Raw genomic sequence first — 22765 nt, 5'->3', positions numbered from 1 at the left:
TAGGTTTATTGAAACAGTTTATCCATATCTAATTCAGGAACACAGGAGGTAATAAAAATGTGTTCTTCCGATAGTTCTTGAATTAATTTAGGGACTTGGTTAGTACTTATAGAGACCTGTGCAATTTCACCTTTAAAATTTACATTGTACCGTTTTAAAGCTTGAGAAGCTTTTATATTTGGTGCGCTAAAACTAAAACTATTTGTATTTTCTAAAATGATATCCTGCGCGAGCCCCGATTTAATAATTTCACCTGCTTTAATCACATACATCGTATTACATATTTTACTAAGCTCATCAATAATATGAGATGAAATTAAAATGGCCAAATGCTCTTTCTCTGCTAAATCGATAATTAACTTTCTTAAGGCTGAAATTCCTAAGGGATCTAATCCAGAAAAAGGTTCGTCTAATATTAAACATTTCGGGTTATTTAATAATGCAATGGCAATACCCAAACGCTGTTTCATCCCCATAGAGTAATTCCGTACGGGATCTGTTCTATCTGTAGGTAAACCTACTTGTTGCAACCGATTATAAATATCAGTGGAAGTTACTTTTAACCCTTGACTTTTGCAGAACAAACTCAAATTATCGTAAGCATTCAAATAATCGTATAGTGCCGGTTTCTCTATAATTCCACCTATGGGCTTAATTCCCTGGGCTTTTAAATTAACATGGCCAGAATCAGGTTTAACTAGTCCTAAAATAATTTTAAATAAAGTTGTTTTTCCCGCACCATTAGCGCCCAATACCCCACAAATTTCTCCAGCCTTGCATTGCATATTCACGGACTTTAAAACGTGTAATTTATGGTACGATTTACACAAATCGGTTACGACTAACATCATGAAGTTAACTTGGGTTGAATGTCTTTAAAATTGAATTTAGGCGTATAACTACGCTCTAAAAATGTGCGCGACCAGAAAGCTTTACGAAATAAAAACAAAGGATCTTTAACCATAAAATAAGGCACATAATGAAACCATTTCACACCGTGTTGCTTATAGTAATTATTCACTTTATGTTCAATTCCTAATTCACTAGCGGCGACCAAAGCGGCTTCTCGCTGGCATTTAGAAATCATGTAATTTGCAGCAATACGTTTCCTAAATCCGTATTCGAAAAACTGATCTTTTGCCCGTTTGTAATTCTGATAACGCGACCAGCCATCCATTAAAACTAAAAATATGTGGACAAACGAAAAAAGGAAACACCAAATCCAGAAGCCCTGGATCCATAAATTATCTTTTTGAAATGAGGCTTTTAGAAATTTCCAATACACCCAAGATTCTAAGATAAAAAGGAAAAGTGAATAGTATAATAACCTACCTACCCTTAGGTAAGACACAATAGCACATGGCTGTTTCGGTAAATTCACAACTTCCATAATGGAAAAATAAATAAATCTTTAATAGATTCAAATTTTAAACTGTCTTAAAATAAAAAAACCTGTAAAAATTTACAGGCTTTAAATATTTTATCAAGATTTTTTACCTAAAACATCTCTCTTCCTGAGAAATGAAATGCACCTTCAATTGCAGCATTTTCATCACTATCACTACCATGTACGGCATTTTCTCCGATAGATTTAGCAAACAATTTACGAATTGTGCCTTCGGCAGCTTCCGCAGGGTTAGTTGCTCCAATAAGTGTTCTAAAGTCTTCAACTGCATTTTCTTTTTCTAAGATTGCAGCAACGATAGGTCCTCTAGTCATAAATTCTACTAGTTCACCAAAGAAAGGTCTCTCTTTATGTATTGCATAAAATTCTTGAGCATCTGCAATTGTCATTTGCGTTAATTTTAGTGCAACGATTCTAAATCCTGAAGCATTGATTTTTTCTAAAATTGCGCCAATGTGTCCGTTTTCAACCGCATCCGGCTTAAGCATTGTAAAAGTTCTATTTGTTGCCATTCTTTTTATAAATTTGTGCCAAAAGTAATATATTTCTTAAGAAATACAATATAATCGCATATTAAAAAATTGTATCTTCGCCCCTTATGACATCAGCAGAAATCACCCAAATAAAAGTACTTTTAAGTACTCCAAAAAAAATTATAATTGTTCCTCATAAAAATCCAGATGGAGATGCTATGGGGTCTACCTTAGCGTTATATCATTATTTAAAATCGGCTAATCACGATGCCATCGTCATGGCTCCAAACGATTATCCGCACTTTTTAAAATGGCTACCAGGAGACGAAACCGTCTTAAAATATGAGGCCGAAACAGAACGTTGTAATACATTATTACAAGACGCCGACATTATTTTTACATTAGATTTTAATGCCTTACACCGCGTCGGACAAATGGGCGATGGTATTGGAGACAGTCAAGCAATTAAAATCATGATTGACCACCACCAACAACCAGACGATTATGCAAAATTTGTGTTTTCTGACGTTAGTATGAGTTCTACCTGCGAAATGGTATACCTTTTTATACAGATGTTAGGCGACGAAAATAAAGTTACCGCAGATATTGCAACCTGTCTATACACAGGAATTATGACGGATACTGGCTCTTTTAGATTCTCTTCAACAACCAGCCAGACTCATGAAATTGTAGGCAAACTAATTGCGAGCGGTGCGAACAACTCCAATATTCATAATGCCATTTACGATACCAATAGCTATGCTAAACTTCAGCTTTTAGGTTGTGCTTTAAAAAACTTAAAAGTCATTCCTGAATTAAGAACAGCATATATTACCTTGTCTCAAGACGAGTTAAATCAATTCGATTTTAAAAAAGGAGACACCGAAGGTTTTGTAAATTACGGATTATCTTTAGATAATATAATTTTCGCCGCTATTTTTATAGAGCATAAAAAAGATAACATTATTAAAATATCGTTACGCTCTAAAGGCGATTTTTCTGTAAACGAATTCTCTAGACAGTATTTTGAAGGCGGTGGACACACCAATGCTGCAGGAGGAAAAAGCGATTTGAGTTTAGAGGAAACCGTTGAAAAATTTATTACTATATTACCCGATCATAAAAAGGAACTAGTCTCATGAAAAAAATCGGATGGTGTTGTTTGGTCATTTTAAGTGTATTAAGCTGTAAATCTCCAGAGGCAAGACGACCAATTTCTGTAAAAAGTGGTTCGTTTGTAACGGAATCTATAGAGCGAAACATTAAATTATACGAAAACGAGAAAACACGTTTTCAAGATATAATGGATGCAAATCCAGACCAAGACTATTTAACTTCTCAGAACGGCTTTTGGTATACTTATAATACTAAGGTAGAATCGGACTCCTTGCCAAATCCAAATTTTGGAGATCTTGTAAAGTTCGATTATAACGTTAAAAATATAAATGGAGAATTGGTTTATTCATTCTCAGAAACTAAGCCCGACACCTATATTGTAGATAAACAAGAATTATTTACCGGTTTACGCGAAGGACTAAAACTAATGAAAGCTGGAGAAACAGCAACATTTTTGTTTCCTTCTGCAATTGCTTATGGCTATTATGGCGATCAAAATAAAATAAAAACAAATACACCACTTATTTGTAAAGTAACAATTCATTCAATAACCGAAAATTAATTCCACACAATGACATTATTAAAACAATCAATGAAACTATTTTTGCTTGCCCTATTGGTAAGTTTTACTGCATGCGATACTAAATATCCAGATTTAGAAGACGGGATGTATGCCGAAATTAATACAAACAAAGGAACTATGGTTGCTAACCTTGAGTTCGAAAAAACGCCCGTAACTGTAGCTAACTTCGTATCTCTTGCAGAAGGAACTAATACTAAAGTAGACAGTACTTACACAGGAAAAAGATATTACGACGGCCTTACTTTTCACCGTATCATCGATGGATTTATGATTCAAGGAGGTGATCCTACAGGAATGGGAAGTGGAGGTCCTGGTTACAGATTCGCAGACGAATTTAATGATAGTTTAAGACACAACAAACCAGGTATTTTATCTATGGCAAATGCTGGACCTGGCACGAATGGAAGTCAGTTTTTTATTACAGATGTTGCTACTCCTAATTTAGATAACAGACATACTGTTTTTGGTGAATTGGTTATAGGACAAGACGTTCAGGATTCTATTTCTAGTGTAGAAGTTGGCCCAGGCGACAAACCTGTAGAGGATGTAGTAATTAACTCTATAAACATTATTAGAAAAGGTTCTGCTGCTAAAAAATTCGATGCTAACGCTGTATTCTTAGAAAGTTTTAAAGAAATAGAACGTAAAAAAGAAGAAGCTTTAGCTAATTTAGAACGCGCAAAAGAAGACTTTATTAAAGAAAATGAAGCTTTAAAAGGTGAAGTAAAGAAATTAGAGACCGGTGTTGTTATGATTTATACCGAGCGTGGAGAAGGAAGTGTTACACCTACAAGTGCAGATCGTGTACTAATTAATTATGCGGGTTATTTTGAAAACGGTGAGTTATTTGACACGTCTATGGCAGAAATTGCTAAGAAATACAATAAATACCAAGAACAACGTGATGTGCAAGGAGGTTACAAACCATTTCCAATGATATATAACGAACGTGCTGGATTGGTTCCTGGTTTTAGAGAAGCTATGTTAAACATGAATTTAGGCGATAAAGCTCGCGTATTTATTCCTTCTTATTTAGCATACGGAGAAAGAGGTGCACCACCTGTTATTGCTCCAAACACAAACTTAATCTTCGATTTAGAAATTATTGGTTTAGCTGAATAATATTTCACTGTAATACACAAAAAAAGCCGCTATAATTAGCGGCTTTTTCTATATATAATATATTCTATTTTTTAGGAATCTCCTTTAAAATTTCAAGAACAAAGTTCCAGTATTTCTGTACTGAAGAAATACTAGCGCGTTCGTCTGGAGAATGCGCCCCTTTAATTGTCGGTCCAAAACTAATCATTTCCATATCTGGATAATTAGATCCGATTATACCACACTCTAATCCAGCATGACATGCGGCTACATGTGCTTTTTCACCGTACATATTTTGGTAAGTGGTATCTAACACTTTTAAAATAGACGAATCCATATTTGGTGCCCATCCTGGATAATCTCCCGTACACTCCACTTCACATCCTGTTAATTCGAATGCAGAACGCAATGTGTTTGCTAAATCCCATTTAGAACTTTCTACCGAAGAACGTGTTAAACAACCTATTTTAATATGACCGTCTTTTACAAGCACTCGAGCAATATTATTAGACGTTTCTACCAATTCAGGAATATCAGCGCTCATACGGTATACCCCATTATGCGCAGCATATAATGCTCTAGTTAAACCTTCTTGCACACCTAAGTCCATAATAGTTTCAGGTAATTCTACAGCTTCAACAGTCACCTTTAAATCTGGTTCCATCGTTTTTAATTCCTCTTGAATTGTAGCACCTTGAAGTTTCATCTCCAATTCGAAAGCCTCTTGATGAATTGCATCTACAGCAACTATAGCTTTACTTTCTCTTGGTATTGCATTACGTAAACTTCCGCCATCAATTTCAGAAATACGTAATCCGAAGTTTTCAAATCCGTCAAATAATAAACGGTTTAAAATCTTATTCGAGTTTCCTAAGCCTTCATGAATTTGCATTCCTGAATGTCCACCTTGTAAACCATTAACAGTAATTTTGTATCCTAATTTAAATTCAGGAGTTTCTTCTTCTTCATACGTTCTCGTTGCCGTAACATCGATTCCTCCGGCACAACCTACACCAATTTCATCATCTTCTTCGGTATCTAAATTTAAAAGAATGTTTCCTTCCAAAACACCACCTTTTAAACCTTGTGCACCTGTCATTCCGGTTTCTTCGTCTATAGTAAATAAGGCTTCAAGTGGCGGATGTGCAATCTCGTTACTTTCTAGAATAGCCATAATTGTAGCCACTCCCAAACCATTATCGGCACCAAGCGTTGTCCCTTTTGCACGTACCCAATCGCCATCGACATACATGTCTATACCTTGTGTAGCAAAATCGAAAACCGTATCGTTATTTTTTTGGTGAACCATATCTAAATGCGATTGCATTACAATAGGCGCTCTATCTTCCATACCGGCAGTTGCTGGCTTTTTAATAATTACATTTCCAACTTCATCTTCAATAGTTTCCAATCCTAAAGACGACCCAAAATCTTTCATAAAGGCAATAACTTGCTCTTCTTTTTTCGAGGCTCTTGGCACAGCATTTAAATCTGCAAATTTGTTCCAAAGGGCTTTTGGTTCTAGTGCTCTTATTTCTGAATTCATAATTTCGTTTTATAATGTTTCACAAAGGTACGTATTAGCATTAAGCAATTACAAACATTTGCCTATTTTTGAGGCATGCTTAAAAACCCAAAAACATATCTAGCATTTTCGTTGCTTCCCGTATACTTTCTAGTAAAATTCTTATCGAATTACCCAGAAATCATAGAACATTATTATAGTAATGGGATATACCCTATAATCTCTAAAGCACTGCGTTATGGCTTAGGCTGGATTCCATTTTCGTTTGGCGATTTGGTGTATGCTTTCGGTATTATATATATCATGAGGTGGCTGATTGTAAATAGAAAAGGTTTCTTTAGAAATACACAAGAATGGCTTATCGATATTTTATCGGCAGTAACCCTATTATACTTTGCCTTTCATTTGTTCTGGGGCATGAATTATTACCGATTACCTTTACATAAAAATTTAAATCTAGAGGCCGATTATACCACAGAACAACTCGTTTCCGTTACTCGAAAATTAATAAAAACAACCAATGCCCTACAGTTCGAAATTACTAAAAACGACACGGTAAAAGTTGAAATGCCTTATAGTAAATCGGAAATATTTAAACGTTCGGAATCCGGATATAAGAATCTTGAGGAGCAGTATCCGCATCTTGCTTATCAGCCCCGAAGCATCAAAAAGTCCCTGTTTAGTGTACCGTTAACCTATATGGGGTTTAGTGGTTATTTAAATCCGCTGACTAATGAGGCACAAGTCGATTACTTAATTCCCTCTTATAAATTTCCAACTACATCGGCTCACGAAATGGCGCATCAATTAGGTTATGCAGCCGAAAATGAAGCTAATTTTATTGGGTGCTTAGCTACTATAAATAACGATGACATTTACATGAAATACTCCGGATATGCATTTGGACTGCGCCATTGTTTAAACGAAATTTACCGTCGCGACCCCGCACAATACGAGACCTTAGTAGAAACTGTACATCAAGGAATTTTAAAGAATTACGACGAAACACGCACCTTTTGGGAAAGCTATCAGAATCCGTTAGAGCCCATTTTTAAAATGACGTATAACTCGTATTTAGAAGCCAATAACCAGCAAGGCGGTATGGAAAGTTATAGTTATGTCGTGGCCCTTTTGGTGAATTATTTTAACGACAAACCCACACAATACTAAAAAATGTTAACAAAGCGCACTCTTGCTCTCTGTTAACATTTTAAATTAATATATAACTAATTTTAAATTACTCTATTATTTTAGCACCTTCAGGAGCTTCATAAAACGAGTTATCTTGTTTGTCTTTAGAAATTGTCACATCAGAAAATTCAACCTCATTTCTAACTTCTACAGGTTTTCCATCTACCACTTTATACCATTGTATTGCTTTTGGTAATTTCACACCATTTACATCTTGCCAATTTCCGTATTTAATATAGCTGAATTTTTTACTTTTCTCTTTAGCAAAAAACGTCATGGTATAAGCTAACCAAGTCATTTCATTGGTTTTGGCATCATAATAAATTATATATTCATCGTCTGGCGACTCACCTACTCCTGCACCATAAGAAATTTTAATTCCTGGATATTCAACACCTTCAAAACGTAACGGTTCTGCATCAGTGTAAGTAATCCCATCATCCGATAATACAAAAGGCATCGCATAAAAATAGAACATTAAATTATAATAAAAATTAGGTTTTCCTTTGTAAACTGTGGTATCTTTAGAATGTAACCACACATCTTTCCCATTAAAACCTAAATTGTGGTTTGCCATTTCAATATGCGCTTTTCTACTTTTCAAATCGGTAGTTGTAACTTCGGCACCATCTGGCTTTTGCATCGTAAATGCTAAAGTTTGCATTGCATTCCAAGTCTCTAAACCACCGTGCGCTTCAAAAACCTTAGAGATGTGCTCTGGATAGTTTTTAGATGCCGTGTCTTGAGTAACGACCTCTTCTGACGTTGCCTGTTCTGTGATTTTCTTTTCGGTAGATTGCTTACAAGATGCGAAAGCAACAATTAGTAAAAGTAGTAAAGTGTTTTTCATAGTATTTTATAATGATTTACGGTCTTTGACGAATTCAAAAGGTATTAATTACATCTAAAACATTTACTTTTGTTTTTTTTAGTTTATGAAAGATATTACAAGCACTCAAAATAGTTACATCAAACAGTTGGTTCAGTTAAAAGATAAGTCTCGAGACCGCAAAAAATCGGGAACATTTTTAATTGAAGGTCAACGTGAAATTTCCCTCGCTTTAAAAGGGCAGTATACCATAGATACGCTTTTATACTGCAATGATTATATTGACAATATTCAAATTGAAACGTTAACATCGGCCGCTACCGAAATTATTCAAGTCTCTAAAGACGTGTACCAAAAATTGGCCTATCGCGATACTACCGAAGGCGTTATAGCCATAGCTCAATCTAAAACATTAGACTTATCCGACTTGACTTTCGATAAACCTAATCCTTTAATTTTAATTGCTGAAGCTCCAGAAAAACCAGGAAATATAGGTGCGTTATTAAGAACTGCCGATGCCGCGAATGTAGATGCTTTTATTATAGCGAATCCTAAAACGGACTTATACAATCCAAACATTATCCGTTCTAGCGTGGGTTGCGTGTTTACTAATCAGGTCGCTTCAGGAAGTACAGCAGATATTATTTCGTTTTTAAAATCTAAAAACATTAATATTTTTTGTGCGGCATTACAAGCTTCAAAACCTTATCACACTCAAGACTATACCACAGCAACAGCTTTGGTGGTTGGTACCGAAGCTACAGGTTTAAGCGAAGCGTGGAGAAATCAGGCCACACAAAATATTATTATTCCAATGCAAGGCGAAATCGATTCTATGAACGTTTCTGTAGCCGCGGGAATTTTAGTTTTCGAAGCTAAACGTCAGCGGCAATTCGCTTAATTTTTCAGTTAAATTCCCATTTTAATTTATGACTTCTACGACCTTATTTTATATTATAATTGCCATAATTATTATCGATTTTATAGTCGATAAGGTTTTGGATGCCTTAAATGCTAAACATTTTAACGATGCATTACCTACAGAGCTACAAGTTGTTTATGATGACGAAGCGTATAAAAAATCGCAACGCTATAAGGCAACAAATTATAAATTTGGTTTAATAACATCTACCTTTTCTATTGTTTTAACCTTAGTCTTTTTAGCACTAGATGGCTTTGAGTTTGTAGATAATATTGCCAGAAGTTTTAGTGATAATTCAATTATTATAGCCATTATTTTCTTTGGAATAATAATGATGGGAAGCGATATCTTAACGACGCCTTTTAATTACTATCAGACTTTTGTTATTGAAGAACAATTCGGATTTAACAAAACCATGAAGACCACGTTTATTATAGATAAGATAAAAGGTTGGTTTATGCTTGCCATAATTGGAGGTGGAATTTTGGCCCTTATTATTTGGTTTTACGATATAGCAGGCGAACAGTTTTGGCTTTATGCTTGGGCTTTAATTGCTGTATTTAGCCTATTAATGAATATGTTTTATGCCAAATTAATTGTACCTCTTTTTAACAAACAAGTGCCTTTAGAAGATGGTAGTTTACGAGAAAAAATTTCTAATTATGCAAACACTGTAGGTTTTAAATTAGATAATATTTTTGTTATAGATGGCTCTAAGCGCAGTACCAAAGCCAATGCGTATTTCTCTGGATTTGGAAGCGAAAAACGAGTTACTTTGTACGATACTTTAATTAACGATTTAACCGAAAACGAAATTGTGGCTGTACTCGCTCACGAAGTTGGGCATTATAAAAAGAAGCATATTATTTTTAATCTGGTGGCTTCTATTTTACTTACAGGCGTAACTCTTTTTGTGTTATCGCTATTCATTTCAAACCCGTTATTATCTCATGCTATTGGTGTTGAGATTCCTAGTTTCCACGTGGGATTAATCGCCTTCGGATTGCTTTACAGTCCGATAAGTGAGTTAACTAGTCTTGTAATGAACATTTTCTCGCGAAAGTTTGAATATCAAGCCGACGATTATGCTAAAAACACTTATAATGCTAACGACTTGATAACGTCACTTAAGAAATTATCTAAAACCAGTTTAAGCAATTTAACGCCACATCCGGCGTATGTGTTTATGCATTACTCGCATCCTACCCTATTTAGTAGGATTCAAAATTTAAAGCGGAAATAGCTCTTTATAATTTACAATAGCGGCGATAACAAACGTGCGATTTTTTCTGACAGTTCATGGTACCAGGCACGTTCCTTCCAGCGTTCTAAATCAATTTCGGACGCATGATTTAAATCATCGTAAAAGGCATCTTTAAGTTGTTTATTTATATCACGATCGTAAACAATAGCGTTCACTTCGAAATTTAAATCGAAACTACGCATATCCAAATTTGCCGAACCTACAATAGCTATTTCACTATCTATAGCCATGGTTTTAGCATGAATAAACCCCTTAGTATAGCGATATATTTGAACTCCAGACTCAAGCAATTCTGTATAATAAGAACTCGCTGCCGCATTTACAATTCTAGAGTCTGAGCTTCGTGGCACTAATAGTTTTACGTTAACGCCACTCATTGCTGCAATGCATAAGGCATCCATTATACTTTCGTTAGGCACAAAATACGGAGTCGTTATTAAAATTTCCTCTTCGGCGAGATTAATAGCTTGCAACAACGAATATAAAATGGTTGGTGTTTCAGAATCCGGTCCGCTAGCCGCTATTTGAATAGCTACATTAGACTTGGTCTTGAAAGAATCTAACTCAGGAAACAAATTGCCTTCTGGCTCAATCTCGCAATTCGCACAGAAATTCCAATCGCATAAAAACAGATATTGCAAATACCAAACTGCTGGACCTTGAATCTTTAAATGCGTGTCTCTCCAATAGGTAGTAGTTTTTGTATTTATGTCGTTTATATAACTATCACTAACGTTTATCCCGCCAACAAAACCAACACGACCATCGATTACAATAATTTTACGGTGGTTGCGGTAGTTCATTCTATTGGCTAAATAGATCAATTTAATTTTATAAAACGGATACGCCTCTACGCCTGCCGCTCTCAATCTTAATACCAAACTCTTACGAATAGAACTGCTACCATAATCGTCGTACATAAATTTGACTTGGATACCTTCTTTGGCTTTTTTAATTAAAAGTGCTTCTATTTTTTTTCCCACGACATCGTCTGTGAAAATATAATACTCGAAATGAATATGATGCTTGGCCGCTTCAATAGCTTTATACACTTCTGGGAACTTCTGTTCTCCATTAATTAATAAGTCAACTTCATTTTTATTGGTTAACGGACTCGAAATTTCTTTAAACAATAAGCGGACTAACTTTTTATTTGAGGCGAATAATTCCTTCTTGTTTTTAATAATTTTATTCGCATAATCCTGCAATTGAATTTCTAATCGGTTTTCTAACTTAATATTATTAAAGAGTTTTTTACTGTAAATTTTCCGTGTTCTATAATTCATTCCAAATGAAAAATAGAAGATAATTCCGAACACAGGAACAAAGATTACCAACAGTAAATACGACAAGGTTTTAGAAATGTGATTGGTATCGTAAATCACACGCAAGCACACCAAAGGCACAATAATTCCATAGGTGATTTTTAAAATTAGAGTCCAATCCATAAATTAAGTAGTACTAGTGTGTTTGTTTTTTTCTTCAATCCATCGCGACATAAACTTTGTACTTTGCATGCTATGGTGTTGTAATAACGTGCCTGTAAAATTATGTAAACGATGAGATTTTAAATGCGTTTGAAGATAAACTATATGTGCTAAAAACTGTTGTTGAAAGTACGACTTATTAAATCGCGAATTAAAATTTTTAAATCCGTGGTCTTGTTTTTTAGTCCACAACGTTTTATTTGTGTAAAGCTCAGTGGTTTTCGCAACAAATTCCTCTACATCATCGGCTATAAAACCATTGGGTTCTTGCGCGCCAAACATTCCTTCTGCCGCGATAGAAGACATCGCACAAGGCGTTCCGTTTATCATCGCATCTACCAATTTCCCTTTTAATCCAGCTCCAAAGACTAATGGTGCCATACAAATTTTGGCATGTTTCATCACTTCATTCACATCGTCTGCAAAACCTTTTATATAAAATCGATCTTTAGGATGATGCAACTGGTTTACTTTTTGAGACGCATAAGCGCCATAAACATGTATTTCTGCTTTTGGAAGTTGCTTTTTTATAAGTGGCCAAAGGGTTTGTTTTAAATACAACACCGATTGATAATTGGGTTCGTGTAGAAAATTTCCGATCGTAACAACATGTTCACGATCTTGAAAATCGGGTAAATGCTTCTGCTCTATTTCAGAGATGGAATCGCACATAAACGGTATATACAGCAGTAAGTTCTCAGGCAACTTAAATTTTTGAGTCAAAATATCTATTTCAACTTCAGAAATCATAAGGCTTACATCGCACCTATAAATGCTAGCAATTTCACGCTTCGCAAATTCATTAAACAAGTAATCGTCATTAAATGTAGCTTTATCTTTAAACGCCTGTTGTCTTCCCTTACGTAAACAGTGCAAATCTTCGGTATCTAAAATTTTCAACGCATCCGGACAATGTTCGGTTACACGCCAACCAAACTGTTCTTCCATTAAAAAACGATCGAAAAGCACAATATTGGGTTGCAATTCATTTAAAAATGCATCAAAACTAGAGTTGTTTAAAGCAATGGTTTCTTCCCTAATTCCCAGCACTTTTAAATCTGCTCCTCGCTCACTTTTACAACTTGGACTCGCGAAAGTGATTTGAAAATTTTGGGACTGAAAGGCTTCAATGAGTTGCATCATTCTGCTTCCTGCGGCAGACGATTTTGGCTCTGGCCATACAAAACCAATAATTAATACGTTTGTCATAGGTTATTGTGGCTTCGGTAATAAAGTCAGTTTAATTCGAACATGTTCTGCCCATTCTTTAATACTCGAAATATCTGCTTCCGATAATTTAGCTTCGGAATGTGCTAAAGTATAAGACTCTAATGGCATCTCTTTAGCTTCAACCATTTCAATTAACTCTTCAATTTTATGATCTTTTTTCTTAATCGAATAACTGTTCCATTTACTTACATTAAAATGTTTTTTTCCATCGTTAACATGTTCTGCCAACCAATAGTTCACGGGTGTTATATGACTATACCATGGGTATCTAGTATAATCGCTATGGCAATCGTAACAAGATTCTTTTAAAATAACCCTAACAGGTTCTGGAGGATTTGTCTCTTCAAGAAAGGGTTCTATAGATGTTAAATCTCCTGTATTTTGTTCTGGTTTAAAAAACTGAGCAATTACAAACACCACTAAAATTAGCAGTAATATTTTCTTAAGACCTTTCATTTATTTAAATTTAGTAATTAAAAATATAACAAATAAGTGACTACAGCACAACTTTACGAACAATTAAATGATGTGGATCACTCTCGTGAAAAACGGGTGCAATACACCCAACTTATTATAGATAACCCGTCATTAATTGATAATTTATTAGACATCTTATTTATGGTAGACGATAGATTATCCTGTCGTGCTGGGTGGGTTTTAGAATTTGCCTGTAAAAAAAACCTACTCCTCGTGCTCCCTTATATAGATAAATTTACCTCTAAAATACATCTTGTGCATTTAGATTCTGCCGTTCGTCCCGTGGCAAAAATATGCGAATATTTGGCGGAAAAAATTAATATCTCGGAAAATAGTACTTTAAATTTCTTGTTTTCACAGCAACATAAAGAACGTATCATTTCGGTATGTTTTGATTATATGATTACTAACGAAAAAGTAGCGACAAAAGCGTATGCTATGTCCACTTTATATGCATTGGGAAAGGAGTTTCCATGGATTCATCCCGAGTTAGCCATTATTTTAGAACGTGACTATCTTAGCCAAAGCGCTGCTTATAAAGCTAGAGCCCGCAAAATTTTAAGACAAATTAATGGCAAAAAATAAGATATTCAAACTCTTAACATTTCTATGAAATATTTAACGAAATCCTTTTATAATATCTCCTAAAAAAGGCAAGGAATACGTATATTTGCGCTTTAAAAAAATTAACTACACATGTCAATATCAACACTTAATGCTATCTCGCCTATAGATGGTCGTTATAGAAGCAAAACAAGTTCTTTAGCTCCTTATTTTTCTGAAGAAGCTTTAATAAAATATAGAGTTCAGGTAGAAATTGAATATTTTATTGCGCTTTGCGAAATTCCGTTACCACAACTTAAAGATTTCAACACTAATCTTTATGGAGATTTACGTGAGATTTACAAATCGTTTTCAACTGAAGATGCTTTAGCAATTAAGAAAATTGAAAGTGTTACAAATCACGATGTTAAAGCTGTTGAATATTTTATTAAAGAAAAATTCGATGCTTTAAATATTTCTGAATTTAAAGAATTTATCCACTTCGGATTAACTTCTCAAGACATAAACAATACGGCGGTTCCGTTAAGTATTAAAGAAGCTTTAATAGAGGTTTATTTACCAAAATTTAAAGTACTTAAAGACAAATTGCAGGATTTAGCTCAAGAATGGAGCGATGTTCCTATGTTGGCTAGAACACATGGTCAGCCAGCATCTCCTACACGTTTAGGAAAAGAAATAGACGTTTTTGTGGTCCGTTTAAGCGAACAATTTAAATTACTAGAAACGGTTCCTCATGCTGCAAAATTTGGTGGTGCAACAGGAAACTACAATGCCCATAATGTGGCTTACAAAAATATAGACTGGAAAGCATTCGGAAGTAAATTTGTACAAGATACTTTAGGATTACACCATTCCTTCCCAACCACACAAATTGAACATTACGACCATATGGCTGCGATGTTCGATAACTTAAAACGTATCAATAACATTCTTATCGATTTAGATCGCGATGTGTGGACTTACGTTTCTATGGATTATTTTAAACAGCGTATTAAAGCTGGTGAAGTTGGAAGTTCTGCTATGCCGCATAAAGTAAACCCTATAGATTTTGAAAACAGTGAAGGGAACTTAGGTATTGCAAATGCTCTTTTTGAATATTTATCTTCTAAATTACCGGTATCAAGATTACAACGTGATTTAACAGACAGTACAGTTTTAAGAAATATTGGTGTCCCTTTTGGCCATACATTAATTGGTTTTGAATCGACTTTAAAAGGGCTAAACAAATTACTTATTAATAAAGATAAATTTGCTCAAGATTTAGAAAACAATTGGCCAGTAGTTGCTGAAGCGATTCAGACCATTTTACGTCGCGAAGCCTATCCTAATCCTTATGAAGCTTTAAAGGGATTAACACGAACAAATGAAAAAATAAACCAATTGTCTATTTCAAATTTTATTGATACCTTAGAAGTATCTTCTGAAATTAAAGAAGAATTAAAGGCTATTACTCCTAGTAATTATACAGGGATTTAAAAATTAATATGTTTTCAGATAAAACTTCGTTTACATTAGCGATTGCTGTTTCTTTAGGATTTATAATATCTGGGATACTAGATATATTAGATAATATTGTTGTAATTGCGCTAATATCGGTAGCATTTATTCTGGTTGTAGCTAATTTATTTACTGGTGGTAAAGCGCCAATTAAGGATTATAAAAAGAAAGATTCAACCAAAGAAAACATGAATATTGATTCGGATTAATTTTTAACCGTCTCATACATAATATACAAAAGCAGCTGTTTACGGCTGCTTTTTTTATTCTTCTTCGTCTCCTAAAGCACGTTTTAAAACAGACTCCGGTAAACTCTTTTTAGATGTGGCTCCCATTTTCTTTAACTTCTGAACTCTAGAGATTAAGTTTCCACGACCATCAAATAATTTATTCATGGCCAAAGCATAGTCTTTTTTAGCATCGTCTAGTTTCTTACCAACACCTGTTAGGTCTTTTAGTAAGCCATCAAACTTATCGTATAAAGCACCAGCCTGATTGGCAATTTCTTTTGCATTACGTTGCTGTTTTTCGTTATTCCACATGGTATCAACTGTACGCAGAGTCGCCAATAAAGTCGCCGGTGTTACGATAACAATGTTTTTTTCGAAGGCTCGATTATACAAGGAATTATCGTCGTTAATAGCTACGGCAAACGCGGGTTCTATCGGAATAAAAAGCAGTACGAAATCTGGAGATTCCATATCGTATAAATCTTGATAGTTTTTAGCAGAAAGCTGATCGACATGTCGACGTATAGAATTAACGTGTGCTTTTAAATATAAAGCCCGATCGGTATCTTCCTCGGCATTTACTAAACGTTCATAGTCCGTTAAAGATACTTTACTATCTATAATCATGCGCTTATTATCCGGTAAATGCAAAACCACATCAGGTAACACTCTAGTGCCATCGGGACGCGTAAAATGTTGCTGTACAAAATACTCTCTATCTTTTTCTAACCCCGACTTTTCGAGTACGCGTTCCAAGACCAGTTCTCCCCAGTTTCCTTGCAATTTGCTGTCACCTTTTAAAGCTCGGGTTAAATTGGTAGCTTCTTTTGTCATTTGAACATTCAGATCTTTAAGCCCCAACAATTGTTCTTTTAAAGCAGAATGCATACCTATACTTTCCTTCTGAGATTCTTCTACACGTTTTTCGAAACCTTGAATTTTTTCGTGCAACGGATTTAAAATTTGTTTTAAATTTTCTTTATTCTGAAGTGTAAATTTTTCAGACTTCTCCTCTAGAATTTTACTCGCCATCAATTCAAAATCCTTGCGAAGCTGTTCTTGTTGCTTTATAACATCTTTTTCACGCTGTAAATTTTGTTGCCTTAGGTTTTCAAATTCGGAATTTCTACGGGTTAATTCTGTATTTAAAAACTCTTTTTCTCTGCGGATGTCTTCTCGATCGCTTTCAATTTTTAAAATGTTTTTCTGAAGTGTCTCCAACTGAACTTTAAAGGCATCCTCCTGCTTCAAGTTTTGAGACATTGTATCTTTTTTATATTCAGAAAACTGCTGAAGCAATTGCGCATAGCGTTCTTCTATCCTACTATATTCACCTTTATTTTTTAAATTAGACAGTGTAAACCCGATAACCATTCCTACGAGAGCAGAAACGCCTATTGATGCCAATAATATAATAGTATCGTTCATGAAATTTGTTTGAAAGGACTCAAATATAGTCGTTTTTAGTCGAAGGAAAAGAATGCAAATACTAAGATTTCACACTTATTTATTCACACGAAAGCTTCCTGTAGAAGCGTCAAACTGAATTAAATCATCGGGAAATAAAGTACTAAACACGCCTTGCTGAATTAAATTACATGGTGAATCGGACACCACGCGCTCTGGAGTCATTACAATTAAGGTATCGCAAAGTTGAATCGCCAAATCGATTTCGTGAGACGAAAACAAAATGGTTTTCCCTGTTTCTTTAGCTAATTTCTGAAGTAATTTAAGAATATAGGCTTTGTGATACATATCTAAATGCGTAGTTGGCTCATCTAAAATAATTAAATCTGTATCTTGAGCTAGCGCACGAGCAATCATGACCTTTTGAAGTTGCCCATCGCTTAATTCAAAACATTTTTTATCCTTTAAAGATTCAATATTGGTAAGTTTTAAAGCGTGATCTACTTGCTCTAAATCTACATCAGATAAAGTCCCAATCCAATTGGTATAGGGCTGTCTTCCCAATGCAACCAACTCGAACACCGACAAGTTTTTAGAGGTTAATTTTTCGGTAAACACTATACTTAATACTTGCGCCAACTCTAAAGCATCATAAGTTGTAACCGCTTTATTATTTATAAAAACCTGTCCGCTTAACGCCGGTTGTGTATTGGTAAGCGTACGTAACATGGTCGATTTTCCGATACCATTTCCTCCTACTAAACCAATCAATTCTCCTGTTCTTAGCGCAATATTAATATCTTTAGAAACCACATGTACGTTCTTTTTAGCACGGTACCCAATAGATATGTTTTCAGTTTTTAAAACGATATGTGTGCGTGTATCTTTCATCTTAAAACATCAAATTTCGTTTTCTTACTAATAACCATATCACGATAGGTGCTCCAACTAAAGAAGTAATGGCGTTAATAGGTAACGTATAATCACTATTAGGAATCTGTGCAATGGTATCGCAAATCAGCATAATAATACCGCCAAACAAGAGCACTGCAGGTAACAATATTTTATGATTAGAGGTATTAAATACTAGCCGTGTTAAATGCGGAATCGCGAGTCCGATAAAGGCAATAGGACCAGCAAAAGCCGTAATGGTTCCTGCTAGTAAACTTGTCGCTACTATAATAAACAAGCGACTTTGTTTAATATTAAGACCTAAACTTTTGGCATAATTATCGCCTAACAATAATGTGTTTAGTGCCTTTATAGATGCTAAACTAAGGACTAAACCAACGCCATAAATGAGTGCAAAAACACCCAATTCTACCCACGATAAATTTCCTAAACTTCCAAAGCCCCAAAACACGTAGCGCTGTAGCTGTTCGGCCGAACTAAAATAAGACAACACACCTACAATGGCTCCTGTTATACTTGCAAACATGAGTCCGATAATTAAAATCGCCATGGTATCTCGTACTCTAGACGACACAATTAACACGGATAAAAGCACTAAAAAACTACCTAAACTAGCCGCTATAACAACGCTCCATTTTGAAGTAAGCAAAACGGCAAAAGCGCCACCAAAAAGTCCTGAACCTAAAATTACTAAAGCAACACCTAAACTCGCTCCAGAACTTATTCCTAGCACAAATGGTCCCGCTAAAGGATTTCTAAATAAGGTTTGCATTAAGAGTCCTGAAATGCCTAATCCCGAACCGACTAAAATGGCTGTAATGGCTTTTGGTAATCTGTAATTTTGAATGATATAGCTCCAAGATTCATTTGTAGCTGTTCCAAGAACACTATCAAATACAGCATGTAACGGAATAGAAACCGAGCCCAAACTTATATTAATAAAAAAACAACAAACTAGTAGTGCAATAAGCACTATAAAAGCAGTTGAATATGTCTGTTGATTTGGCAATTAATTTAGTTTTTTAAAGAAGAACAACTCATGATCTTGAAGTAATTCTGGGTGGCAAATTTTAATTAAATCTTTAAGTACCAAATCCGGCCTAGCTTGGCCCAATTCGTAATACAATACACCGCCCGTTTCGCCTTTGGTATTAGACATAGAATATACGTTTTGTTTCTTAAAAGCATCGAATTTAGTGTAATGAATATTCGCTTTTTCCAATTCTTGTAAACTTCCATAAATAGATGGATTAATCCAAATCTTTCCCATTTTAGCCTTGTTAAAAACGGTTTCGAAATTTAAAGCTAAGCTTCCCGAACCTTGTGTGTTTTTCCACAGGTAATTTGCATTTGCATCCTTTAAAAGCTGTGCTTCCGAGCTTGTTCCATTTGGCATATACCAAACATCTTTATACATGGCTCCACTAAATACACTCGGTCTATTTTCTACATTTTGGGCCAGGGTTTTGGCCATAACATATTCCGTTTCAATGGTATTATAAACAGATTCTGCTTTGTCTTCCTTATTAAAAAGCACCCCAAAAAGTTTAATCCATTCGGCTTTTGCCAGCGGTGTTTCTTCCACCCAATCGCCATTATAAATCACCGGAATATTAGCCTTTTTAACCGTTTCCATAGAGGCATTATTTCCATCGACTCCAAAAGCAATCACCACCTCTGGACGTAATTCTAAGAGTACTTCTGTATTTACACCCTCATTTTTACCAAGTTCGCGAACGGCCTTATTATCTATTCGTGTTCTTATCTTTTCTGAAGACACATATTGTGTTCCCGGAAAGCCGACTAGCTTCTCATCTTCTCCCAACAACTCTAAACCAGGTAAATGCGTTGTCGAAGTGACTACTATACGTTCTATAGGAATAGAAATTATAGATTCGAAATCGTCTGTATTTAAATCTGCTTTATCCATCTGATTTTTATCGATCAATGCAAATTTATAACTCTTATCGGCTTTGGGCCACGGACTGTAAATTTCTAAAACTTTATAGTTTTTATACGATTTAACCGAAAAGCCTTTAGCATGTTTCAAGACTAAATCTATACTTTGCTCTGGTACGTCTTTAACCGCCTTAGCGTCGTTTTTACAACCGAAAGCGCATACCAAAAGTATAATAACCAAAAATTTTAACTGTAAAGGTTTCATTTTATTGAAATTTGAAAAGTGAATTACATTGGCTAAAAATGGACAAATGCACACCTAATTTTAATATAAAATACACCTCAAATGTAAGCATATAAATTTCAGACGAAATACATATTTTTAATTTTTTAGCTGAAAATGCCTCAGTAATTTTCAAACTATGCGACAAAAAAACAGGTTTTATATTATAGTAGAAATAAAAACATTAGTTTTGCCACGAATTTTGGTTCATATTATTATTAAATAATGGATTAAAAGGGAATTGAGTGTAAACCTCAAACTGTTCCCGCAACTGTAATCTTAGTTTTGCTTTGCAAAATGCTTGTTAATACAACTTCAAGACACCACTGGTTTTAATTTAAAATTGGGAAGGTAATTAACAAGACGAAAGTCAGGAGACCTGCCAAATTCAGCTAAACTAATTGACTTTCGGGTAAAGAGTCTTAAAATATATGGAAGAAAAACTAATACTTTATTTTTTATTATTTGCATGTGTTCTTACACCTTTTTGGGTCTTGAATCACTTAATTCAGAAACGTGGTTATCTCCATTTTTTTAATAATTGGCAAATAAAAGCATCTTATAACACCCCCATTTATTCTAAATTATATCGATTAGGCGTGCAATCTATTCCGCGCCTTTATAAACGGCGTCTGAAGGGCGTAAAACGCTATTTTCAATCAATTAAAATTTAGATTTAAAACCATCAAAACAGTATAAAAAAATTACTTAAACCTTAATATATAATTAATTAAACTATGAAAAAGATAAACAAATTTTTAGTACTTGCCTTAGCAAGCACGGCCTTTTTAAGTTCATGTAGTACTGACGACGACGATGGAACTCCAAATATCCCTCAAGGCGATTACGAAAATGGAACTTTCGTATTAAATGAAGGTGCATTTACACAAAACAATGCCTCTATCTCGTTTATAAATGCAATCGACGAATTGACTAATGATATATATCTTACTAAAAATGGTGATACTTTAGGAGATGTGGCCCAAAGTATGGCTTTCGAAGATAACAAAGCTTACATCGCAATTAACAACTCTAGCGTTGTAAAAGTGATGGACCGTTATACTATGATGGACATTACAACCATTTCTAATGATATTTATACACCGAGATACATGGTGTTTGAAGATGACAAAGGATACGTTAGTAACTGGGGAGATCCTAACGATTCTACAGACGATTTTATAGCCGTAATAAACAGCAATACCAATACAGTAGAAGCCACAATTTCTGTTGCTGAAGGTCCAGAAGCTTTGGTTGAAGAAGACGGTAAATTATATGTAGCACATAAAGGTGGTTACGGTTTTGGGAATACCATTTCTGTAATTAATTTAGCGAACAACACTGTTGAAACCACTATAATTGTAGCAGATATTCCAGACACTATGGAAGAAGAAGATGGTTATTTATACGTATTATCTTCAGGAAAATATGATTGGTTTACTGGTGAAGAAACTTCAGGTGCTATTACAAAGATTAAAATGTCTGACAATTCTATAGATGAAGTATTAGATTTTGAAGTTGGTGTACACCCATCTCATTTAAAAATTGAAGATGATATTATGTACTATACATTAGGAACTGAAGTATACACGAAAGGACTAAATGATGCCTTACCAACCACAGCACTAATCGATGTTGCTTCTCAGGGTGCTTTCGGTATTTACGGATTTGAAGTAGAAGACAACATTATATACATTGGAGATGCTAAAGACTACGCTTCAGCTGGAGCAGTATATACGTATACGACTTCTGGAGCATCCCTAAATTCATTTACCACTGGTATTTCACCAAACGGATTTTATTTCAACGATTAATACCCCAAATACATCATTAACCCATAAGAATCGTCTAGAAAGTAATTTTTAGGCGATTTTTTATTTCTGTGATACTCTGAATTTTTAGGGTTTATCTATACTTACTTGGCCTTTATAAAGCATTGTTATACTTTTAGCATTCATTTAAACCAAATATTATGATATCGAGCAACACCTATTTTGAAGGCAATGTAAAATCTTTAGGCTACCAATCGGCAACCGGAGCATCGACTTTAGGCGTTATGGAAGCAGGAACTTACGAATTTGCAACCGACAAACATGAAATTATGAATGTTATTGAAGGTACAATGACTGTATTATTACCTGGATCTAGTAGCTGGGAAACGTATAAAGCGGGAGAAGCTTATCAGATAGAAGCTAATAAAACGTTTCAAGTTAAAGTGTCTGAGCAAACGTCTTATTTATGTCAGTATAAATAATAGCATACATCCTTATTACATACCATTACGTTTCTATTTTCAGACCATGAAAAATGCGTAAAAAACAAAAGGCTGTCTAATCAAATTAGACAGCCTTTTTTATATGTAAAATGTAT

Annotated in this window: 23 protein-coding genes and 1 riboswitch; of the genes, 11 read left to right on the top strand and 12 right to left on the bottom strand. The window is 34.7% G+C overall.

Annotated elements, in window-relative coordinates; genetic code table 11:
- Window positions 1–5: 5 nt before the first annotated feature.
- The 3 genes from AC0UBM_RS14725 to AC0UBM_RS14715 all read right to left on the bottom strand — a co-directional run bounded on the left by AC0UBM_RS14725 (window position 6) and on the right by AC0UBM_RS14715 (window position 1917).
- Complete coding sequence (locus AC0UBM_RS14725) at window positions 6–851, bottom strand: ABC transporter ATP-binding protein (RefSeq protein ID WP_475689132.1); 846 nt, start codon at window positions 849–851, stop codon at window positions 6–8.
- Window positions 848–1177: a hypothetical protein gene (locus tag AC0UBM_RS14720; protein ID WP_475689131.1), complete on the bottom strand. Its 330-nt coding sequence runs from the start codon at window positions 1175–1177 to the stop codon at window positions 848–850. The genes AC0UBM_RS14725 and AC0UBM_RS14720 overlap by 4 nt, the downstream gene beginning before the upstream one ends.
- A 320-nt stretch (window positions 1178–1497) precedes the next feature.
- Window positions 1498–1917, bottom strand: a complete 420-nt coding sequence (locus AC0UBM_RS14715) for a nucleoside-diphosphate kinase (RefSeq protein WP_414036922.1) — start codon at window positions 1915–1917, stop codon at window positions 1498–1500.
- Between the two features lie 86 nt (window positions 1918–2003).
- On the opposite strand from AC0UBM_RS14715, the gene AC0UBM_RS14710 reads away from it, so the two are divergent.
- From AC0UBM_RS14710 to AC0UBM_RS14700, 3 genes are read left to right on the top strand one after another with little or no spacing between them, the layout of a single operon-like run.
- Window positions 2004–3020, top strand: a complete 1017-nt coding sequence (locus AC0UBM_RS14710; protein ID WP_475689130.1) for a DHH family phosphoesterase — start codon at window positions 2004–2006, stop codon at window positions 3018–3020.
- Window positions 3017–3556: a gliding motility-associated peptidyl-prolyl isomerase GldI gene (gene gldI / locus AC0UBM_RS14705; RefSeq protein ID WP_414036924.1), complete on the top strand. Its 540-nt coding sequence runs from the start codon at window positions 3017–3019 to the stop codon at window positions 3554–3556. Before AC0UBM_RS14710 ends, gldI begins: the two co-directional genes overlap by 4 nt.
- Window positions 3557–3586: 30 nt before the next feature.
- A complete protein-coding gene (locus AC0UBM_RS14700; protein ID WP_475689129.1) occupies window positions 3587–4699 on the top strand; it encodes a peptidylprolyl isomerase in 1113 nt (370 codons plus the stop codon).
- 64 nt (window positions 4700–4763) lie between these two features.
- Here AC0UBM_RS14700 and AC0UBM_RS14695 read toward each other — a convergent pair whose 3' ends face one another.
- Window positions 4764–6224, bottom strand: coding sequence for an aminoacyl-histidine dipeptidase (locus tag AC0UBM_RS14695; protein WP_475689128.1), 1461 nt, complete (start codon window positions 6222–6224; stop codon window positions 4764–4766).
- A 75-nt stretch (window positions 6225–6299) separates the two neighbouring features.
- Between AC0UBM_RS14695 and AC0UBM_RS14690 the strand changes: the two genes are divergently transcribed.
- Window positions 6300–7373, top strand: a complete 1074-nt coding sequence (locus tag AC0UBM_RS14690; protein WP_475689127.1) for a DUF3810 domain-containing protein — start codon at window positions 6300–6302, stop codon at window positions 7371–7373.
- A gap of 67 nt (window positions 7374–7440) precedes the next feature.
- Here AC0UBM_RS14690 and AC0UBM_RS14685 read toward each other — a convergent pair whose 3' ends face one another.
- A complete protein-coding gene (locus AC0UBM_RS14685) occupies window positions 7441–8244 on the bottom strand; it encodes a DUF6503 family protein (protein WP_475689126.1) in 804 nt (267 codons plus the stop codon).
- Between the two features lie 85 nt (window positions 8245–8329).
- Here AC0UBM_RS14685 and AC0UBM_RS14680 point away from each other — a divergent pair, with 85 nt between their 5' ends.
- Both AC0UBM_RS14680 and AC0UBM_RS14675 read left to right on the top strand, forming a co-directional pair.
- Window positions 8330–9124, top strand: coding sequence for a TrmH family RNA methyltransferase (locus tag AC0UBM_RS14680; protein WP_475689125.1), 795 nt, complete (start codon window positions 8330–8332; stop codon window positions 9122–9124).
- Between the two features lie 28 nt (window positions 9125–9152).
- A complete protein-coding gene (locus AC0UBM_RS14675; protein ID WP_475689124.1) occupies window positions 9153–10388 on the top strand; it encodes a M48 family metallopeptidase in 1236 nt (411 codons plus the stop codon).
- An 11-nt stretch (window positions 10389–10399) separates the two neighbouring features.
- On the opposite strand, the gene cls is transcribed toward AC0UBM_RS14675, so the two are convergent.
- From cls to AC0UBM_RS14660, 3 genes are read right to left on the bottom strand one after another with little or no spacing between them, the layout of a single operon-like run.
- Window positions 10400–11857 carry a cardiolipin synthase gene (cls, locus tag AC0UBM_RS14670; RefSeq protein ID WP_475689123.1) on the bottom strand — a complete coding sequence of 486 codons (1458 nt, stop codon included), beginning with the start codon at window positions 11855–11857 and terminating at the stop codon, window positions 10400–10402.
- A 3-nt stretch (window positions 11858–11860) separates the two neighbouring features.
- Window positions 11861–13105 (bottom strand): glycosyltransferase, encoded by a 1245-nt coding sequence (locus AC0UBM_RS14665; RefSeq protein WP_475689122.1) that lies wholly within the window; start codon window positions 13103–13105, stop codon window positions 11861–11863.
- A 3-nt stretch (window positions 13106–13108) separates the two neighbouring features.
- A complete protein-coding gene (locus AC0UBM_RS14660) occupies window positions 13109–13582 on the bottom strand; it encodes a heme-binding domain-containing protein (RefSeq protein WP_475689121.1) in 474 nt (157 codons plus the stop codon).
- A 36-nt stretch (window positions 13583–13618) separates the two neighbouring features.
- On the opposite strand from AC0UBM_RS14660, the gene AC0UBM_RS14655 reads away from it, so the two are divergent.
- From AC0UBM_RS14655 to AC0UBM_RS14645, 3 genes are all read left to right on the top strand, one after another.
- Window positions 13619–14188 carry an adenylosuccinate lyase gene (locus AC0UBM_RS14655; protein ID WP_475689120.1) on the top strand — a complete coding sequence of 190 codons (570 nt, stop codon included), beginning with the start codon at window positions 13619–13621 and terminating at the stop codon, window positions 14186–14188.
- Window positions 14189–14299: 111 nt separating this feature from the next.
- Window positions 14300–15643, top strand: a complete 1344-nt coding sequence (purB, locus tag AC0UBM_RS14650) for an adenylosuccinate lyase (RefSeq protein WP_475689119.1) — start codon at window positions 14300–14302, stop codon at window positions 15641–15643.
- Between the two features lie 8 nt (window positions 15644–15651).
- Window positions 15652–15873: a hypothetical protein gene (locus tag AC0UBM_RS14645; protein ID WP_475689118.1), complete on the top strand. Its 222-nt coding sequence runs from the start codon at window positions 15652–15654 to the stop codon at window positions 15871–15873.
- Window positions 15874–15927: 54 nt separating this feature from the next.
- Here the strand turns inward: AC0UBM_RS14645 and AC0UBM_RS14640 are convergent, their stop codons facing one another.
- The 4 genes from AC0UBM_RS14640 to AC0UBM_RS14625 form a co-directional block, all read right to left on the bottom strand.
- Entirely contained in the window at window positions 15928–17322 is a 1395-nt protein-coding gene (locus tag AC0UBM_RS14640) for a DNA recombination protein RmuC (RefSeq protein ID WP_475689117.1), read from the bottom strand.
- Window positions 17323–17397: 75 nt separating this feature from the next.
- On the bottom strand, window positions 17398–18192 hold the full coding sequence (locus tag AC0UBM_RS14635; protein ID WP_475689116.1) for an ABC transporter ATP-binding protein: 795 nt from the start codon (window positions 18190–18192) through the stop codon (window positions 17398–17400).
- 1 nt (window position 18193) lies between these two features.
- A complete protein-coding gene (locus AC0UBM_RS14630) occupies window positions 18194–19222 on the bottom strand; it encodes a FecCD family ABC transporter permease (RefSeq protein ID WP_414036939.1) in 1029 nt (342 codons plus the stop codon).
- On the bottom strand, window positions 19223–20377 hold the full coding sequence (locus AC0UBM_RS14625) for an ABC transporter substrate-binding protein (RefSeq protein ID WP_475689115.1): 1155 nt from the start codon (window positions 20375–20377) through the stop codon (window positions 19223–19225).
- Between the two features lie 204 nt (window positions 20378–20581).
- Window positions 20582–20796, top strand: a riboswitch (cobalamin riboswitch).
- 336 nt (window positions 20797–21132) lie between these two features.
- Here AC0UBM_RS14625 and AC0UBM_RS14620 point away from each other — a divergent pair.
- Window positions 21133–22209, top strand: a complete 1077-nt coding sequence (locus tag AC0UBM_RS14620) for a YncE family protein (protein WP_475689114.1) — start codon at window positions 21133–21135, stop codon at window positions 22207–22209.
- A 158-nt stretch (window positions 22210–22367) separates the two neighbouring features.
- Window positions 22368–22649, top strand: a complete 282-nt coding sequence (gene ppnP / locus AC0UBM_RS14615) for a pyrimidine/purine nucleoside phosphorylase (RefSeq protein ID WP_475689113.1) — start codon at window positions 22368–22370, stop codon at window positions 22647–22649.
- Window positions 22650–22765: the final 116 nt, after the last annotated feature.

Source organism: Formosa sp. F44 (assembly GCF_056238645.1).
The sequence above is the reverse complement of the archived record's forward strand: the minus strand, read 5'-3'. Positions and strand labels throughout refer to the sequence as shown.

Excerpts from the sequence above, each read along its gene's own strand:
- AC0UBM_RS14725 (WP_475689132.1), bottom strand. The coding sequence starts at position 851 with ATGATGTTAGTCGTAACCGATTTGTGTAAATCGTACCATAAATTACAC.
- AC0UBM_RS14720 (WP_475689131.1), bottom strand. The coding sequence starts at position 1,177 with ATGGATGGCTGGTCGCGTTATCAGAATTACAAACGGGCAAAAGATCAG.
- AC0UBM_RS14715 (WP_414036922.1), bottom strand. The coding sequence starts at position 1,917 with ATGGCAACAAATAGAACTTTTACAATGCTTAAGCCGGATGCGGTTGAA.
- AC0UBM_RS14710 (WP_475689130.1), top strand. The coding sequence starts at position 2,004 with ATGACATCAGCAGAAATCACCCAAATAAAAGTACTTTTAAGTACTCCA.
- gldI (WP_414036924.1), top strand. The coding sequence starts at position 3,017 with ATGAAAAAAATCGGATGGTGTTGTTTGGTCATTTTAAGTGTATTAAGC.
- AC0UBM_RS14700 (WP_475689129.1), top strand. The coding sequence starts at position 3,587 with ATGAAACTATTTTTGCTTGCCCTATTGGTAAGTTTTACTGCATGCGAT.
- AC0UBM_RS14695 (WP_475689128.1), bottom strand. The coding sequence starts at position 6,224 with ATGAATTCAGAAATAAGAGCACTAGAACCAAAAGCCCTTTGGAACAAA.
- AC0UBM_RS14690 (WP_475689127.1), top strand. The coding sequence starts at position 6,300 with ATGCTTAAAAACCCAAAAACATATCTAGCATTTTCGTTGCTTCCCGTA.
- AC0UBM_RS14685 (WP_475689126.1), bottom strand. The coding sequence starts at position 8,244 with ATGAAAAACACTTTACTACTTTTACTAATTGTTGCTTTCGCATCTTGT.
- AC0UBM_RS14680 (WP_475689125.1), top strand. The coding sequence starts at position 8,330 with ATGAAAGATATTACAAGCACTCAAAATAGTTACATCAAACAGTTGGTT.
- AC0UBM_RS14675 (WP_475689124.1), top strand. The coding sequence starts at position 9,153 with ATGACTTCTACGACCTTATTTTATATTATAATTGCCATAATTATTATC.
- cls (WP_475689123.1), bottom strand. The coding sequence starts at position 11,857 with ATGGATTGGACTCTAATTTTAAAAATCACCTATGGAATTATTGTGCCT.
- AC0UBM_RS14665 (WP_475689122.1), bottom strand. The coding sequence starts at position 13,105 with ATGACAAACGTATTAATTATTGGTTTTGTATGGCCAGAGCCAAAATCG.
- AC0UBM_RS14660 (WP_475689121.1), bottom strand. The coding sequence starts at position 13,582 with ATGAAAGGTCTTAAGAAAATATTACTGCTAATTTTAGTGGTGTTTGTA.
- purB (WP_475689119.1), top strand. The coding sequence starts at position 14,300 with ATGTCAATATCAACACTTAATGCTATCTCGCCTATAGATGGTCGTTAT.
- AC0UBM_RS14645 (WP_475689118.1), top strand. The coding sequence starts at position 15,652 with ATGTTTTCAGATAAAACTTCGTTTACATTAGCGATTGCTGTTTCTTTA.
- AC0UBM_RS14640 (WP_475689117.1), bottom strand. The coding sequence starts at position 17,322 with ATGAACGATACTATTATATTATTGGCATCAATAGGCGTTTCTGCTCTC.
- AC0UBM_RS14635 (WP_475689116.1), bottom strand. The coding sequence starts at position 18,192 with ATGAAAGATACACGCACACATATCGTTTTAAAAACTGAAAACATATCT.
- AC0UBM_RS14625 (WP_475689115.1), bottom strand. The coding sequence starts at position 20,377 with ATGAAACCTTTACAGTTAAAATTTTTGGTTATTATACTTTTGGTATGC.
- AC0UBM_RS14620 (WP_475689114.1), top strand. The coding sequence starts at position 21,133 with ATGAAAAAGATAAACAAATTTTTAGTACTTGCCTTAGCAAGCACGGCC.
- ppnP (WP_475689113.1), top strand. The coding sequence starts at position 22,368 with ATGATATCGAGCAACACCTATTTTGAAGGCAATGTAAAATCTTTAGGC.